Below are 977 nucleotides of genomic sequence, written 5' to 3'. Positions count from 1 at the left end.
TAGAAGTATTGATCTAGCTCTGGTGATTTGAATTAGAAAATGTATTAATGTTGTGTATAGTTTATCAGCAGGTATTCGTAAGCATCTAGTCAGGAAAAACAACAATACCCAACGCTTCGAGAAGCTGTTCTTGTTGCCAGCTGGCAATTTTGATACCTGATGTATCGACTTTTCGAGGATCTAAACCGTCGAGTTCGGCGTGACATAAATTAGCACCCTGTAGGCTAAACTGTCCCCAGACATCTTCAGAAAAAACACCTCGACTTAAGTCTGACTCTTTCAGTGATGCGCCCGCGAGGTGAGTCCCTATCCAGCGATTTTCAAACAGCTCACATTTTTCTAAACAGACCCGCTCCATATTGGCATAAGACAGGTTACATCCAGTAATAAAGGCTGAGCAAAAGTACATACGATTACTCACTTGATTGGCAAAGTTTGCTCGGGAAAAGTTGGCCCCTTTTAAATCACACTCACGTAACTCAATACCGTAGCAATTGGCGTTACTAAAGTTTGCCATCGCAAGCTGGCATTGTTGGAAACTTGCATCGCGAAGGTCTGCGACATCAAAATGGCAACCTTCGATATCACCCTGTTCAATGAACTTGCAGTTAATAAATGTCGCATCACGCAAGTTAGCACGTCGAAAATCGCATCGGATAAAGGTGCAAGCAGTGAAAGTAATATCACTTAGATCTTGATGTGAAAAACTGTGGTGTCGATATGTGTGACGGTAGGTTTCCATGTTGACTCCTATGATGAACTGGACGCAACACTACCATCAAAGCCACATCACATCACCAAAATAAAAACACTAAAAATCAAGATCTTAAAAACCCTCATTTTGCCTATTTTAAGGGGGTAAAATAGCGCCCTGAGCCTCTATGTTAACGTTCAAAGTACGCGGCACCATTGAAAAAAGTTATCCGCTTAAAAAGCCACAGAGAAAAGGAACCCAATAGATTACTGATGTCCGCCAT

At 41.8% G+C, this 977-nt stretch carries 1 protein-coding gene; it reads right to left on the bottom strand.

The window, feature by feature from the left end; translation table 11 throughout:
* Positions 1–85 precede the first annotated feature (85 nt).
* A complete protein-coding gene (locus OKC31_RS21620) occupies positions 86–742 on the bottom strand; it encodes a quinolone resistance pentapeptide repeat protein QnrS2 (RefSeq protein ID WP_012537714.1) in 657 nt (218 codons plus the stop codon).
* Positions 743–977 lie beyond the last annotated feature (235 nt).

The organism is Aeromonas sp. Y293-4 (genome assembly GCF_027705905.1).
GTDB lineage: Bacteria > Pseudomonadota > Gammaproteobacteria > Enterobacterales > Aeromonadaceae > Aeromonas > Aeromonas veronii.
The sequence above is the reverse complement of the archived record's forward strand: the minus strand, read 5'-3'. Positions and strand labels throughout refer to the sequence as shown.

What these genes read in the sequence shown, in the direction of transcription:
- OKC31_RS21620 (WP_012537714.1), bottom strand. Translation starts at nt 742, where the DNA reads ATGGAAACCTACCGTCACACATATCGACACCACAGTTTTTCACATCAA.